At 61.0% G+C, this 15189-nt stretch carries 11 protein-coding genes; 6 read left to right on the top strand and 5 right to left on the bottom strand.

The genetic code is table 11. The features are described from left to right. Window positions 1–65: 65 nt before the first annotated feature. The gene (locus E4K65_RS03875; protein WP_209312028.1) at window positions 66–2624 is read right to left on the bottom strand and encodes a flavin-containing monooxygenase; all 2559 of its coding nucleotides are present in this window, start codon (window positions 2622–2624) and stop codon (window positions 66–68) included. Between the two features lie 41 nt (window positions 2625–2665). Here E4K65_RS03875 and E4K65_RS03870 point away from each other — a divergent pair, with 41 nt between their 5' ends. Continuing rightward, window positions 2666–3970, top strand: a complete 1305-nt coding sequence (locus tag E4K65_RS03870; protein ID WP_135172966.1) for a PucR family transcriptional regulator — start codon at window positions 2666–2668, stop codon at window positions 3968–3970. Window positions 3971–4737: 767 nt separating this feature from the next. Here the strand turns inward: E4K65_RS03870 and E4K65_RS03860 are convergent. The 3 genes from E4K65_RS03860 to E4K65_RS03850 all read right to left on the bottom strand — a co-directional run bounded on the left by E4K65_RS03860 (window position 4738) and on the right by E4K65_RS03850 (window position 8562). Further along, the gene (locus tag E4K65_RS03860; protein WP_209312027.1) at window positions 4738–6441 is read right to left on the bottom strand and encodes a class I adenylate-forming enzyme family protein; all 1704 of its coding nucleotides are present in this window, start codon (window positions 6439–6441) and stop codon (window positions 4738–4740) included. 141 nt (window positions 6442–6582) lie between these two features. Beyond that, on the bottom strand, window positions 6583–6873 hold the full coding sequence (gene catC / locus E4K65_RS03855) for a muconolactone Delta-isomerase (protein ID WP_135172965.1): 291 nt from the start codon (window positions 6871–6873) through the stop codon (window positions 6583–6585). 111 nt (window positions 6874–6984) lie between these two features. Next, entirely contained in the window at window positions 6985–8562 is a 1578-nt protein-coding gene (locus E4K65_RS03850) for a 4-hydroxyphenylacetate 3-hydroxylase family protein (protein ID WP_235885457.1), read from the bottom strand. 276 nt (window positions 8563–8838) lie between these two features. On the opposite strand from E4K65_RS03850, the gene E4K65_RS03845 reads away from it, so the two are divergent. From E4K65_RS03845 to E4K65_RS03825, 5 genes are all read left to right on the top strand, one after another. Continuing rightward, the gene (locus E4K65_RS03845) at window positions 8839–9462 is read left to right on the top strand and encodes a nucleotidyl transferase family protein (RefSeq protein ID WP_235885456.1); all 624 of its coding nucleotides are present in this window, start codon (window positions 8839–8841) and stop codon (window positions 9460–9462) included. Continuing rightward, entirely contained in the window at window positions 9459–9983 is a 525-nt protein-coding gene (locus tag E4K65_RS03840; RefSeq protein WP_135172964.1) for a flavin reductase family protein, read from the top strand. Before E4K65_RS03845 ends, E4K65_RS03840 begins: the two co-directional genes overlap by 4 nt. 71 nt (window positions 9984–10054) lie before the next feature. After that, window positions 10055–10924 carry an intradiol ring-cleavage dioxygenase gene (locus tag E4K65_RS03835; protein ID WP_135172963.1) on the top strand — a complete coding sequence of 290 codons (870 nt, stop codon included), beginning with the start codon at window positions 10055–10057 and terminating at the stop codon, window positions 10922–10924. A gap of 67 nt (window positions 10925–10991) precedes the next feature. After that, window positions 10992–12170: a muconate/chloromuconate family cycloisomerase gene (locus tag E4K65_RS03830; RefSeq protein WP_135172962.1), complete on the top strand. Its 1179-nt coding sequence runs from the start codon at window positions 10992–10994 to the stop codon at window positions 12168–12170. 160 nt (window positions 12171–12330) lie between these two features. Then, entirely contained in the window at window positions 12331–13248 is a 918-nt protein-coding gene (locus tag E4K65_RS03825; protein WP_347340939.1) for a LysR family transcriptional regulator, read from the top strand. Window positions 13249–13360: 112 nt separating this feature from the next. On the opposite strand, the gene E4K65_RS03820 is transcribed toward E4K65_RS03825, so the two are convergent. Beyond that, a complete protein-coding gene (locus tag E4K65_RS03820) occupies window positions 13361–14260 on the bottom strand; it encodes a fumarylacetoacetate hydrolase family protein (RefSeq protein ID WP_135172961.1) in 900 nt (299 codons plus the stop codon). Window positions 14261–15189 lie beyond the last annotated feature (929 nt).

Raw genomic sequence — 15189 nt, 5'->3', positions numbered from 1 at the left:
CTTTCTTCGCATTGACATACTTAGCCGGCAGCGCAGCAGCATCGCTTCCCGTCATCTAAGGTCGACTACGCGGCTTCGGTTATCTGCTCTTTGCAAGTGGCCACAAACTCGCCGATCGACGCGTACATTTCTCGAACCCGCGGGATGAACGCACTCATGTTGAACACACCGTGGAAGAGTCCATCGAACCGATGCAACCGGACAGGAACCCCTGCCGAAGCCAGAGCACCGGCATAGTCCTCAGCCTCGTCACGGCTCATATCGAGCTCGAGCGTTAGGACCAGCGCGGGTGCCAGTCCGGCCAAGGAGGAAGCCCGCGAGGGCGCGGCGAGCGCCGTTAGTCCGGCGCCACCGAGGTAGGCGCCCCACATCTTCTCGCCGATGGCCCGAGTAAAGAAGGGTCCATCAGCGAATTCAGTGCGGGATGCCGTGGATGCCTCCGGATCGATCGGAGGATAGATCAGCACCTGCCCCGCCAGCGGAATGCCGGCATCGCGTGCGCGGATCGCGGCGACTGCGGCCAGATTCGCGCCGGCGCTCTCACCCATGACCACGATCCGGCCAGGATCGCCGCCGTATGCGCTGACGTGCTTCCAGACCCAGCTTAGCGCAGCGAATGTATCATCGGTTGCAGCCGGGAACGAATGTTCGGGCGCGAGCCGATAGTGCGCGGAGACGACCATTGCTCCATTTTCGTCGGCGAGCCGTCTGCAGGGAGCGTCGGCCAAATCGAGCGACCCGGAGATCCAGCCACCTCCATGATAGAACACGATCACCGGTAGAGGGCCCGCGCGGTCGGGGATGTAGATTCGCGCGCGAGGCGCCTCGACGGTTTCGACTCGCATTGCGGGTCCTGGCAGCTGCAGCTCCCTCAGGGACTCGGCCGCCGCTCGTACCTCATCCAGATTGAGCTCATCAAGAGGCTTCATGCCGCGGGCCAGCATTGAGCCCAGGAGGAGCGCCGCGGCGGGATCGAGTCTGACCATTGGGGGAATAGGCGCCGAAACACGGTCAAGGGCAAATCCGCCATAGCCCACATGCGCGATCTCGGCGCAGATCGCCCGGTACAAGGGCGCGCCACCCGAAAAGAAATACGCCGCCCTCGCCTTGCCCGGGATGTTCTCGCCCATGTACCAGGAGCCCTTGGAATGCGGGATGACGGTCAGGTTGAGAATGCCTTCGCACAGGCGGCCCCAGGCTTCTTCAGCCTCGTAAGTTGCCTCAAATGTCGCGGTCTTATCCGCTATGGCGCGAGCGAGAGCCGCAGCAACAAAGTTGACGTTGTCCTCGGTCGCCAATGGAACGTTATAGAGCGCGACCGCACTCTTCGGGCCGTTGATGACGAACAGATTTGGAAATCCGGCGATCTGGACACCCAGATAGCTCGTGGGGCCGTTCGCCCATCTGTCTTCGAGCTTCAGACCATCGCGCCCCCTCAGCCCGAGATTCAACAGCGGCCGTGTGAAGACATCGAATCCAGTTGCGAGGATGATCACATCGAATTCGTAGGATTTCGACGACGTGCGGACACCGGTTGGCGTGATCGCCTCAATCGGCGCGGAGCGCACGTCGACAAGATGAACATGCGGGAGGTTGTAGGCTTCGTAATATCCGGTCTCGAACGGCGGACGCTTCGACGCGTAGGGATGGTCCGTAGGACAAAGCAACGCTGCCGTCGCAGGATCCTTCACACGTTCACGGATACGTTCGCGGATATATTCTGCGATAGTTTCGTTGGCCTGTTGGTTAAAAATCACATCGCTGAATGTCGAGACGAGCAGGCGAAAGCCGCCGCGGTCCCAATACTTGTCAAAGATCCTGCGCCGCTCATCCGGCGTCGCTGCAAGTGCAGGACCGCTGGGCGGGTCGTAGGGCACGCCGATCATATGTTGGCGCGAGCCCGCTCGCAGCTCGGCGTGATGCTCTGCATTCCATCGCCGCTGCGCCAGATCGACGGGTTCATTGCCCAGGGGAGCGGCGAAATTGGGCGTCCGCTGAAACACGGTCAGCTCCGCCGCCTCGTTCGCAATCTCTTGAATAACCTGGATGCCTGTCGAGCCCGTGCCGATCACCGCAACCCGCTTGCCAGTGAGGTCCACGGGCTCGTGCGGCCAACTACTCGTCCGGTAGAGTTCGCCCCTGAATGTCTCTGAGCCCGGAAACTCCGGCTCCTTCGCGACAGAAAGGCCGCCGACACAAGACACCACAAAGCGTGCCGTGCAGGTGGCTCCGTCATCGGTACAGATTATCCAACGCGCGGCCTTGTCATCCCACGTTGTCGACGTCACGCGCGTATTGAAACGAAATGCGCGGCGGACATCCAGCTTGTCAGCCACCCATTCCAGATAGGCCAAGATTTCCGGCTGCCCGGCAAAGCGCTCCGACCACTCCCATTCGCGCTGTATCTCTTCGGAAAAAGAGTAGCTGTAGTGGATCGATTCGAAATCGCAACGGGCACCGGGATACCGGTTCCACCACCATGTACCGCCCACTCCTCCGGCCGCCTCGAAGGCTTGAACATCCAGCCCAAGCTCGTCGCGCATTTTGTGCACTGCGTACAAACCGGCAAAACCTGCGCCGACCACAACGACATCGTAATGCGATCCCATCAGCGTATCCTCCATCTGAAGCGGCCCCAGGTTTTCCTGCGTTGCCAGCACAGAGCTTGGACCCGACCGACATCGGCTGTCTTCGGCTAAACGCTCAAATTTCTGGAGCAAAATTGACCATTTGGCGATATGCTCGACCTATGGCACGTTCTTCGGAAAAATTGATCCTCGCAACCGTTCGCCGTATCGCCACGGCGTTGGTGCCCGAATTGCCCTCGATTGGTGACGGGACCCTTTCCCACATTCTGGCGGCGATGCCAGAAATCCCCCAGGGCGGCATGATCGACCTCGCGCGGGCGAGCTGCCACGCAAACAGCAAGGCGATCCTGCATGCGCTGATCAATTCAGTCCCATTCGAACAGATCGCTCCCCCCGCCGAAGTGGTGCAGTCCACGCGCGCCATGGTCCAGCACAACTTCAGCTATGACGCAATCATGCGGGCTTACCGAGTGGGACTGATCTATTGGTGCAAGCGCTGGTCCGATGCTGTCGAGCAGCATTGCCGGGATACGTCTACTGCCGTCTCGGTTGTTAGTTATGGGACGACATTCTTGATCGGCTGGTTAGATCTGATCACTCACCGGCTGAGTGCCGAGTATAGAGATGAAGCCGAGCGCGTTGCGCGGGAGGGCTCGCTGGCGTGGGCGGCCTTCGTCCAGCGTATTTTGACCGAAGACGATGTCAATATGCGCGATGCAGCCCTGCGCCTGAGCTATAACCTTGCGGGGCATCATGTTGCGCTCGTTTTGCACCGACATCAAAGCGGGGATCAAACGCCTCTCGATTCAACCGCACATGAAATTGCCGGCTCGTTGAGCCAAGCAAAGCCACTGCTAGTCCGTCCCGACATCGACACGGTTTGGTGCTGGATCCCAGCACAAGTCGGGCATGAAGCTCGTCCACCGCAAGCTGCGGTACTTGTCGGTCAGGGTCGGCCAGCCGTCGGGATCATCGGATTCCGCCGCAGCCACAGAGAAGCCTGCGACGCAATTCGAGTCGCACGTCTTGCAGGTTATCCTGCCGGGACCGTGACTCACTTTGACCACGTGGAGCTTGCAGCTCTTTGCGGGAGCGATCCCGCGTACTGCCGCGCGTTCATAGCCGACAAGCTTGGGCTTTTGGCAGACGAGACAATCGAAGCACGTCGCTTGCGGGCCACACTCAAAGGATTCTTTGATGCCAACAGCAATCTCCGCGCAGCCGGCGCCTGCCTCGGCCTCCATCACAATACGATTCGCTATCGTCTCGATCGCGCGGAGACACTCCTTGGACGTCCGCTCAAGCAAAATCGATTGCATCTTGAACTCGCCCTCCACCTAGCGGACCGGCTTGCCGCGCCCCGACCGGCGCCAAGGGCTTGAATTTGGCCGCGCACGTCCTCGCTCGGGCGCTGGCGTCGTACTACGACAATCGGTCGACCGACCTTTTGGATGCCTATTGGCGCACCGCGCTTCGGCGCGTGTGGCGCGCTCAGCACTTCTCCTGGTGGATGACGTCGATGCTCCACCGATTCCATGAGGGGACCGAGTTCGACCTGAAGCGCCAACTTGCAGAGCTTGAGCTCGTGGCCTCGTCTCGCGCCGCCGCGACAACCAAGCTTCGGTGCAGCGCGCCATGCGCCTCGCCAGAGAACGGCATGCCAAGCGTGTGGTCGATCTCAAGATCCGTCGAATGATCAAACAGTTATCCGCTCGAGATCCGCGGATATTTGTATGCAGCCATTCGCTGGAGCAGAACTCCCGATGCCGCCGCTGGGGACGAGCGCAACCGTTTCGCCTGTGACGGCGCTTCGCGCGGCGACCCAATCAGCCGCCCGATCAACCCACTTGGAACGTACGAAGCTCCGCAATTTTATGCTGTTTCTCGCGCTGAAGTAACGTATGGCTCGGCTGACCTGTCTCACATACGGTCACGGAACACTCATCAACGATCTCAATCCATCGCGGATATTTCCAAGGCCCACCCGTTGCTCTCACGTGATTCTTGAGAGCGAGCTCCAGCCGTGGGCGCGACGTCGATGAACGCGATCTTGTCACCTCTGCCAAGCTCAACGTTGCGGTCGACCCATGCCACGGCGTTGTAGGAAGTCGCGTTACCAGCGTCGGCTTTGTCAAAATGACTGTGCATCTCATCCAATCTTCGGTGCCGGCGCGGCTTGGCCGGCGCTGAACGCATCCCGCAACGCCCTGCGCAATATCTTGCCGCTCGAGTTCTTCGGCAGCTCTTCCACGATCTCGATTATCCGCGGATATTTGTATGCGGCCATTCGCTGGCGGCAGAACTCCTGCAGTTCGTCCATCGTGGCGTGCTGGCCGTGCTTGAGGCTAATGACCGCCCTCACGGTCTCGCCGCGGTAGGAGTCGGGGGTGCCGACCACAGCGACCTCGCGGACCGCGGGATGAGTATAGAGCACGTCTTCCACCTCTCGCGGCCAGACCTTGTACCCGCCCGCGTTGATCATGTCCTTCTTGCGATCTACGAGGTAGAACCAACCATTCGCATCCATAAAACCGATGTCTCCGCTGCGCAGCCCATCCGGCTGCATCGTCTTTGCGGTATCCTCCGGATTGTTCCAGTATCCAGCGGACAATGATGACCCGTTGATGATGATCTCCCCTTGCTCGCCGATGGCAGCGGGAGCGCCGTTCTCGTCGGCGATCCAGGCCTGTGTATGCGGCGTCGGAACACCGATGGACAGTGTTCCCGTCAGTTCGTCGATCGGTGCCTCGCGATCCGCAGGCACAAGAACGACCGGCCCATTGGTCTCGGTCATGCCATAGCCGTGATAGATGTAGTGCCCAAACTTGGCCTTGAAGTCCCTCAGCACCTGCGCAGGAACCGGTGCGCCTCCCGAACATATCGTAGTGAGGCTCTTCAACTGGTCGGCGCGCACGGTGCCTTCGTTCAACATGGCCATCAGAGCCGTGATGGCGCAAAACGCGACGCCAGCGCCATGCTCCTCTATCGCGTCCGCAGTCACATTGGGATGAAAGCGATAGGTCAAGATGAGTGGCGCCGCGCGAACGAGCGCCAGCGCGAGACCTGCGATCAATCCCGTGATATGAAAAAGTGGAGCGACGCCAAGGACCGGTGTGCCCGTTTCGACATGCATCCAGCGTGCAATGCTTTCCGCCGTTATCACGGCACCGCCATGCGTGTTCATCGAGCCCTTGGGAACGCCTGTCGTTCCGGAGGTGTAAACCAACATGGCTAGGTCGGATGCCGCAGGTTCAATGATCGTAGCGGATCGTCCCTTTCTGGCTTCGATAAGCTGAATCAAATTCGACGCTACCTTCCCCCTGGACAGGCCGCCGAATATGCGACGATCGTTCCGCGATTGAAAATCGAACGCAGATGTCGTGAAGACTGCGGGCAACGTGCGTCGGAGGCCACTGACGACATCGCGATACAGCTCGTCTTGGCAGACAAGTGCCTTGGGCAAGCTGTCATCGAGGATAAGCGCCAGTTCGCGGGCGGTGTTCATCGGATTGACGGTGACAACGATCCCGCCCAGCTTCCAGGCCGCGAGCGCAGCGATGACAAACGCAGGAGTATTTTGAAGATATAGCGCGAGCCGGTCACCTTGACCGAAGCCTTCGTCCGCGAGTGCCGTTGCAAACGCATCACTCGATGCGTCGAGTTCGGCGTAGGAGATTTTCTGATCGAAATAGATGACAGCGGGCTGCGCCGCTGCTGACCGAACCGACTTCTTGAAGATCGAGACGATATTCGAGGCTTTTGGAACTCCGCCTTCCTGGTTAGCTTCATAGAGGGCCCCCCACGGCCGTGCGGCGTAGGGGCTCAGTTCGTCCAGATGGCTTTTAGTCGACATTTTCGAGCCCTTATTAGATCCGAGCCTTCTCGGAGTGGTTGCAATTCGCTACCTGACCATACCTCTTATGCCAGACGAGCCCATCTCAGACAAAAAATGCAACTGTAATGTTAGTTTGGAGCAACGGCGCCGGCAGCGCTGCTACCGGTCGTCGTCATGGATCGACGACGGATGCCGGCACAGCGGCGCGACCCGGATCTCCATGAATGGAAACAGCGGCAGGCTGGACAGGATGTCGTGCAATTCTTGCGCGCCCGAGACGTCGAATATGCTGACATTGGCGTAGCGCCCGGCCACCCGCCACAAATGGCGCCAGGCCCCTGTGCCCTGCAGCTCCATGGCGCGGACACGCTCCGCCTGCTTCAGCGTGTCGGCTCGCTCAGTCGGCAGATCGTGCGGGATCCGTACCTCCATTTCGACGTGAAACAGCATGACGATGAAATCTTTCTGCAAGGATGAAGCGACCGCGCGAAAACGGCGTGGAGCCGCGGCGCAATCGCGGCGGCTCCCTTGATCGTCTTTACCAGATCGTCAGCCTTGTCCTCAGCCCTGCACCAGTCCGCGGCTGACGAGGTTGATGTCATCAGGACTAACCAGATCTTTCGCCGTCCAACCGGAGACGTCGTAGTCGCTCATGCAGTTGCGCACGAAATCCTGCATGGCGCCGAGGTCGCCGGTGGCAGCCGCGGCGTTCAGCGTCTCGACCCGCAGGTTCTCGTAATTGCCGGCATAGTTGCGCTCGTAGAGCTCGTGCCTGCCACCGAATTCGGAGCCGACCGCGTCCCACAGCAGCTTGAGCAACTTGATCCGGTCGATCGCGGCATAGCCGTTGGAGCCGCGCACGAACCGATCGAGATAGGGCCGGATCGCATCGCTCTCCAGATCGGCTGAGCTCGACGGCAGATAGATCAGACCGCTCGCGACATGGCGCTCGATCAATTCCTTGATCCGCGGATAGGCCATCGGCGCGAACACACGATAGGCCAGCCCGTAGTTTAGGTTGGGCAAACTGTAGCCCTCGGTGCCCTGCCAGGCGATCGGCGATTTCACCATCGCGTCCGCAATGCCGTGGAACAGATTGCGCCAGGCGATCACCTCGCCCACAGCGGTCTGCACGCCGCGGAAGTCCTTGGAGCCGGTCGCCTCTACGGCCATCGAAAACAGGCCGGCGATGAAGTCGAGCTTCACGGCCAGCCGCGTCACGCCGTGCAGCGTGAACCGCGGGATGAAACCGGACGCCGGGAAGAACTGGTTGATCTTGTCGACGTCGCCATAGATGAAGACGTTTTCCCAGGGCACCAGCACCTTGTCGAACACGAGGATCGAGTCGTTTTCATCGAAGCGGCTCGACAGCGGGTAGTCGAACGGCGAGCCGGTCGCCGCCGCCGTGAATTCGTAGGACGAGCGGGCGATCAACTTGATGCCCTTGGCATCCATCGGTGCCGTGAAGATCAGCGCGAACGACTTGTCCTTGATCGGGATGCCGTAGTGGGCGATGAAGTTGTAGTGCGTCAAGGCCGAGCCGGTTGCGACCACCTTAGCCCCGGAGACGATCAGGCCGGCGTCGGTCTCCTTCTCGACATGCATGAAGACGTCGCGCACCTCCTCGATCGCCCGATCGCGATCGATCGGAGGGTTGACGATGGCGTGATTCCAGAAGTCGAGCCGTTCCTGGGTCCGGGCATACCACTTCCTGGCGTTGCCGGCGTAGTCGCCATAGAAGCTCGAATTCGCACCCAGCGTGCCAAGGAACGATGCCTTGTAATCAGGTGAACGGCCCATCCAGCCGAACGCAACCTTCTGGAGTTCGGCGATCGCGTCGCGGCCCTTGATCAGATCGTCGGCCGTCTTCGAGCCGAGGAAGAACGGATGAGTCAATTGTCCCGAGCCGGTATCGGTCAGGACGCCGATCTGATCCTTCTTCTCGTGAAAACGGTCGTACCAGCGCGCCACCATCCGCGCCGAATTGCGAAAGGCGGGATGCTGGGTGACGTTCTTGACGCGCTCGCCGTAGATGTAGATTTCTCTTCCGTCCTGGATGCTGTCCAGGAATTCCGCGCCGGTATAGACGCTGGTGGTCGACGCAGGCATGTCGGCTCGCAGGGCGGCTGCTGTAGTCATGGACACTTCTCCTCCGTTTGTGTCGTTGGACCGGCGGCGTTGCAGCACCGGCCTGGGACCAATCCCGTCACGCTCTCGGTCGGCGCGACATCGGAGGAAACGCTATGCGCTCACGAGGAGCGGCGAAAGGTATCACACCATACCGCGCGGACCGGCCCAAGTCGGGCTATGACTCGATCGCACGGACCGGACGGCAATGATCGTCCGGCCGACGCAACGCCGCAGGCGACGGAGCAGTCGCGCAGCACGGCAAGGAAGCGAAAACCGGAGCGAGCCATGACCACGGGTTTAGGCGAGGGTTTTGACAGCAGCGCTGTCGCTTTCCATCGTGATGGCGAACTGGCCCTCGAAGCCTGCGTCGTGACGATCGGCGCGTTTGACGGCGTCCACCGCGGCCATCAGGAGCTGATCCGGCAGACAATTGCGGCAGCGCAACGCCGCGGCGTTGCCGCCGTGGTCTACACCTTCGATCCGCCGCCAAAGGTGTACTTCGGCCAGGCCGAGGCGTTGATATCGCTGCGCGAAAAGCTCAAGCGCATCGCAACATTTGCGCCGGACCATATCATCGTCGCCGACTTCAACCGGATCTATGTGCGGCGCACAGCGGCGGATTTCCTCGCCGAGCTGCGGCGGCTGCAGCCGCGTGAAGTGGTCGTCGGCGAGGATTTCCGCTTCGGGTCCTGCAAGGGCGGCACGGCGTTGCTGTTGCGGCAACACTTCAACACCCGCATCCTGCCACCGGTGCGCTGCGGCAATGGCGAGATCGTCTCCAGCAGCCGGATCCGGAGCTTGCGGCGATCCGGACTTGCTGCTGCGGCGGCGACGCTGGAAAACTGGCGAGACATCGCGCCCTCGGCCAATCGATCTGGTTTGGCGCAACCTGAGGCCGCAAGCCAATGACCGCGATCGATCCGCGCGAGCTGCGCAACGCCTGTGGCCAGTTCGGCACCGGCGTCACCATCATCACCACGCATTGCGAGGGCCGCGACCATGGCATGACGGCCAACGCCTTCATGTCGGTCTCGCTCGATCCGCCGCTGGTCGCGATCTCGATCGCGAAAAGCGCGAAGATGCTTCGCAACATCCAGAACACAGGCCGCTTCGCTGTCAGCGTCCTCGCCGAGGGGATGGAGGATTTCGCGTGGCATTTCGCCGGCAAGCCGCGGCTCGACCTTTGCGACATCTTCGAACGGCGCAACGAGCTACCCGTGATCGCCAACGCGGCGGCCTATTTCGTGACCGATCTCGCCGACGAGATCGTCGCCGGGGACCACACCATCTTCCTCGGCCGCGTCCGCGAGATGGCGCTGGAGCCCAGCAAGAAGCCGCTGCTGTTCTTCCGCGGCCGCTTTGGCGGCCTTGCCGACCCGCACCCTGCGCCCGCGATGCTGGAGAATGCTGCTTACGAATTTGTGTGGTGAAGCCACCAACCGATATTCCCGAAAACGGGAATGCAAGTTTGATCAAACTGGAAGAAAAGGAGGAAACGACCATGCTGAACGTCACCAAGGACACCATCACCGACCACGTGATCGCCGCGCTCGCGAAGGATATTCCGGATCGTAACCGCCAGATCATGACTAGCCTGATCCGCCACATGCACGCGTTCTGCAAGGAGGTCGACCTGACCTTTGCCGAGTGGTTCGCCGCCTGCGAATTCCTGCGGCGCGCCGGCGACATCTCGGACGAGAAGCGCAACGAGTTCATCCTGATCGCTGATATCCTCGGCGTCGAGGTGCTTGTCGATATGCTCGACCACCGGGTCACCGACGGCGAGAGCGAGTCCACCGTGCTTGGGCCGTTCTACCGGGAAAACCCGCCGGTACTGCCGAAGGGCGCCTCCATCATCAAGAAGACGTTCGACAACGCGCAGACTGTCAAGGTCAGCGGGCGCATCAACGACACCGCAGGGCAGCCGATCGAGGGCGTCACCATCGACGTCTGGGAAGACGCGCCGAACGGGCTCTACGATCTGCAGGATCCGGAGCAGCCGGCCTACAATCTGCGCGGCCGGTTCACGACCGACGCCAACGGCGAATACGCGTTCGTGGCGCTCCGCCCCGAGCCCTATCCGATCCCCTATGACGGCGCGGGCGGCGAGCTCCTCAAGTACATGGGCCACCATCCCTGGCGCCCGGGCCACATCCACTTCATGCTCTCGAAGGACGGCTATCAATCGCTGATCTCGCAGATCTACGATTCCGAGACCAAGTATCTCGACAACGACTCGGTATTCGCCGTGAAGCAGAGCCTGATCGGCAAGTTCAACAAGGCACCGGCCGGTGCCGACACCGATCTGGTTCTCAACTTCGACTTCAAACTCAAGAAGGCGGCCGTCGAACGGCTCGTCGCTGCAGAGTAATACCCGTAATGTCCTGCCAGCCCCACCGGCCTGGCGGGACTCATTCTGAACTGACCTGCGAGGATATATGAGTCGTGCCGTGATCGAAGTCGCCGAGCCTGTGGAGCGAGTGCAGGCTCACACAAAGGACACCGCGATCCGCAGCATCCGCGCCACCATCGTGGAGGCGCCGACCCGTCGTCGGCACAAGCTCTCGAACACGGAAGTCACGCATCAGGGCTACGTGCTGGTGCGCGTCCTGCTTGACAACGGCGTGACGGGCATCGGCGAAGCCTCGACGCTCGGCGGACCGCGCTGGGCCGAGGAGAGCGTGGAGTCGATCAAGGCTGCGGTCACGAATTATCTGGGGCCGGCGCTGCTCGGGCAGTCTGCCCTCGCCTTCGAGGCCAATGCGCTCCGCATGGGCAAGGCCGCCACCCGCAATTTCGCGGCCAAGGGCGCCATCGAGTCCGCCCTGCTCGACGCCGCCGGCAAGACGCTCGGCCTCCCCGCCAGCGCGCTGCTCGGCGGCGCGGTGCGCGAGCGCATGGAGGTGATCTGGGCACTGGCCTCCGGCGACAGCGGCCAGGAGCTGGAGGAAGCCAAAGAGAAGCTGCGGCGCCGCGAACACCGCCAGTTCAAGATCAAGTTCGGCTTCATCCCGCCGCAGGCCGATCTGAAGCGGCTGCAGGCGTTGCGCGCCGGCCTCGGCGGCGAGGTGCGCCTGATCGTCGACGTCAACCAGGGCTGGACCGAAGCCGAGTGCATCCGCTTCATGCCTGCGCTGGAGGAATTGGATGTTGCCCTGATCGAGCAACCCGTTTCGGCGCTGCAGCTGGAAGCCATGGCGCGCGTAGCGGCGCGCACCTCGATTCCACTGCTGGTCGACGAAGCCGCCTTCACCAAGGAGGAGATCGCCCGCATAGGCGCGATGGGCTGCGGCAGCGTCTATTCGCTGAAGCTCGTGAAGAGCGGCGGCCTGTTCGAGATCAAGCGCGCCGCCGCGGTCGCGGCCGCGCACGGCCTCGAGCTCTACGGCGGTTGCCTGTTGGAGAGCAGCATCGGCGCGGCCGCGCATCTCGCCGCATTCTCGACCCTGCCCAAGCTCGAATGGGGCACCGAGCATTTCGGTCCGCGAATCCTGGTGGAGGATCTGGTCGTCAACCCGATCAGATTCGAGGAGTTCGAGATCTGCGTTCCCGATGGTCCCGGTCTCGGCGTCGAGGTCGACGAGGACAAGATTCGGGCCTTCGCCCGGAAGGACTAGGCAGGCGGCGTCGTTCCCGCGGACGATTGACAATCCGGGGACCTACGCCCAGTCTTTACGCTGGAACCATCGATCGTGCGCTGATGACCACGCGACACCAAACCCGGCGGGACCTCCAGGCCGCTTCCGCGGAAGCGCGCGAACAAGCGTCCGGCTGACCGTGACCGACCGCGACGACGTCATGGATCTCAGGCGACTGGTCTATTTCGTTGCCGTCGCCGAGGAACTGCATTTCGGCCGTGCCGCCTCGCGGCTCGCGATCGCGCAGCCGCCGCTCAGCCGACAGATCGCGCAACTCGAGAGCGATCTCGGCGTCATGCTGATCGACCGGAGCCGAAGCCAGATCCGGCTGACCCAGGCCGGCAGCGTGCTTCTGGAGCGTGCGCGCGACGTGCTGGAGCGACTCGATCGAACGCATCGCGAGATCAAGCGGATCGGCGAAGGTTTTTCGGGACATCTGCGCGTCGCCTTCGTGGGATCGGCGACGTATGGCGTGCTGCCCAATGTGATCAAGGCGTTTCGCTCAGCCTATCCCGACGTCGAACTCGCGCTGTCGGCGATGAACAACGCCGAGCAGAAGCGCGCGGTGATCCAGCGCGAGATCGATATCGCCATCGCCCGCCCTTCGCTCGACGACGAGGAGTTGAAGTCGGAACCGCTGCTGCAGGAGCCGTTGATCCTAGCGCTGGCCGACACCTCGCCTTTGCTCGAACAGCCGGTCACGAGGTTGTCGGCGCTGAAGGCCGAGACATTCATCCTCTACCCTCGCAAGCCGCGCCCGAGCTTCGCCGACCACATCCTCAACATCTGCCTCGAAGAGGGTTTCATTCCGAAATCGCAGGTGCTGGCCCAGGACTATCAGACCGCGATCAGCCTGGTCTCGGTCGGCGTTGGCATCTCGCTGGTGCCGAAATCGGTCTCGGAGGCGGAACGCCCCGGCGTCGCCTACCGCGCCTATGAGGGACATAATCCAGGGACCGCGCTGTCGCTGAACTACCGGCGCGACAACCGGATGCCGCATTTGTTCAACTTCCTGAAGATCGCAAAAGACGTCACGCGGCGGCAGTGCAAGCCATAGTCTCGCGCTCTCAGGGCGCGAGCGCGCGATCGTCGGCGCGTGCGATGGCATAACATGTCGATCCTCGCACCCAGCCGCACGCGGTTCTCCCCGCAACCCCTGAGAATGGCTCCTACGCTAAATCAAACTTCAGTGTGCCAAGCTTCTCAATTCGGCTGATGATCCTGTCGCCGGCCTTCAGCCAGACTTGCTTCTCCTTCGGCATTCCAATGATCACTCCCTCCGGCGTGCCCGTGAAAATGATATCGCCTGGTTCCAGCGCAAACAGTTTCGAGGCGTAAGAGATCACCTTCTGCGGGTTGAAGATGAACTTTGAGGTACGCGAGGATTGTCGTGGCTGAGCTTCATCATTCACGAATGTCTCGATCGCAAGGTTGTTCGGATCGACCAGATCGGCCGAGACGAAGTAGGGTCCGATGGGTGCGAACCCATCCAGCGTCTTACCGACCATCCATTGGCCACCCGTGTCGAATTGAAGGTCACGTGCGGAGAAATCATGTCCAACGGCGTAGCCCGCAACATAGTCGAGGGCTTCTGCTTCTGAGACATTGCGGGCCGTCTTCCCGATGACCACAAGCAATTCGGTTTCGTAGTCGAACTTGTAAGAGACCTCACGTGGGGGTAGCTTTATGGTGCAATTGTGCGCGGCAAGCGTATTGTTGTACTTGTTAAAAAGGATGGGAACTTTTGGAAGCTTTTCGCCGGCTTCCTCCGCGTGCGCCTTGTAGTTAAGTCCGACGCAAACAATTTTGCCCGGGTTGGCAAAGAGCCGGCCGAACTTGATCGTCCCTTCATCCTTTAAGAACTCCGGCTTGTCCTTTGCCGCTGCGATCAGGCGTTCGAGCGCCGCGACGTCTCCATGCGCAAGCAGTTCGTCAAGGGTCGTCGGCACGACCAAGTTCAGGGTCTTGCCAGCTAAAGCCACGTCAAGAATCCCGTTCGACAGTTTGACGCCGAGCGTCTCACTGTCATCGGCCTGGACCAAGGACAACAGTGTAAGCCCGCGCGGCATTTGCATTTCCGCAGTTCTCGCCGTGGCTGAGTGCGCGGTGTCGGCCTGCGATAGAACGGTGCTCCCCAACTCCGGCGGTGGGTCAATAAACGATTCGATTGCGCTCGGGCGGCAGTTCCGGGAGCTGAGCGTGCTTGCCGACAGCGCACTTTGAGAGCGCGCTCACGTGTCACCTGAGGCAGGGGCAACCGGAAGGCTTTGAAGTAGGAGCTGGTAAGACGCGTGCTTTGGTATGAGCGCAACCACCGAAGTGCCAAACATTTGGCTGGTTGCGCTTGAATGCGTGCTGTGACTGTCGTTACAGTATAGTCGTTGCGCTGGACATACCCCGTTCGCGCTACCCATCGGGTTCAACCAATACCACTACTGGTCCCCTCTTCCGCGCCTGATTTCGCACGAAGGGGCGGCCCTCGATGCCTGTGCCATATCCGGGTCAGTCGCCACCACCGTCAACACCCTGAGCTTACGGAGGCCGGTCAATGTCGCTCTTGAGACCTCATCCAGGCTTTCGATTCTGATTGCCTGCGGCATTCTATCCGCGGAAACTCTGGCCATTGCGGCACTTGGATTTACTTCGTAATTTCCGAACTTCCTGTGGTAAATAGAGGACAGGTGGGTATACTTCCGATAATTGTCCTTATCGGAAGTGATCACCCTGTCCCCACGACCTCAAATCGAGCGCACGAAATCCTTATCAGATGGCAACTGATAAGCTTCGCAGCCAAACCTTATCAGTTGGCGCAGCATCCAGTTGCTCGCTCTTCGGTTTCCGCTTTTTCCGATCGTGGTGCAGCGAGTACTTGAGCCAGCGCGCTAGCGTATGCCACTATAACAACGGCGAGGCCTTGCGCCTTAAATTTTGCGGAGGCCGCCGCGAATGAACGAGACGCCATTGCTATAGAAATGGGCGATCGGCCGTCACTGACGAT

It is taken from the genome of Bradyrhizobium niftali (genome assembly GCF_004571025.1).
GTDB classification, from domain to species: domain Bacteria; phylum Pseudomonadota; class Alphaproteobacteria; order Rhizobiales; family Xanthobacteraceae; genus Bradyrhizobium; species Bradyrhizobium niftali.
The sequence above is the reverse complement of the archived record's forward strand: the minus strand, read 5'-3'. Positions and strand labels throughout refer to the sequence as shown.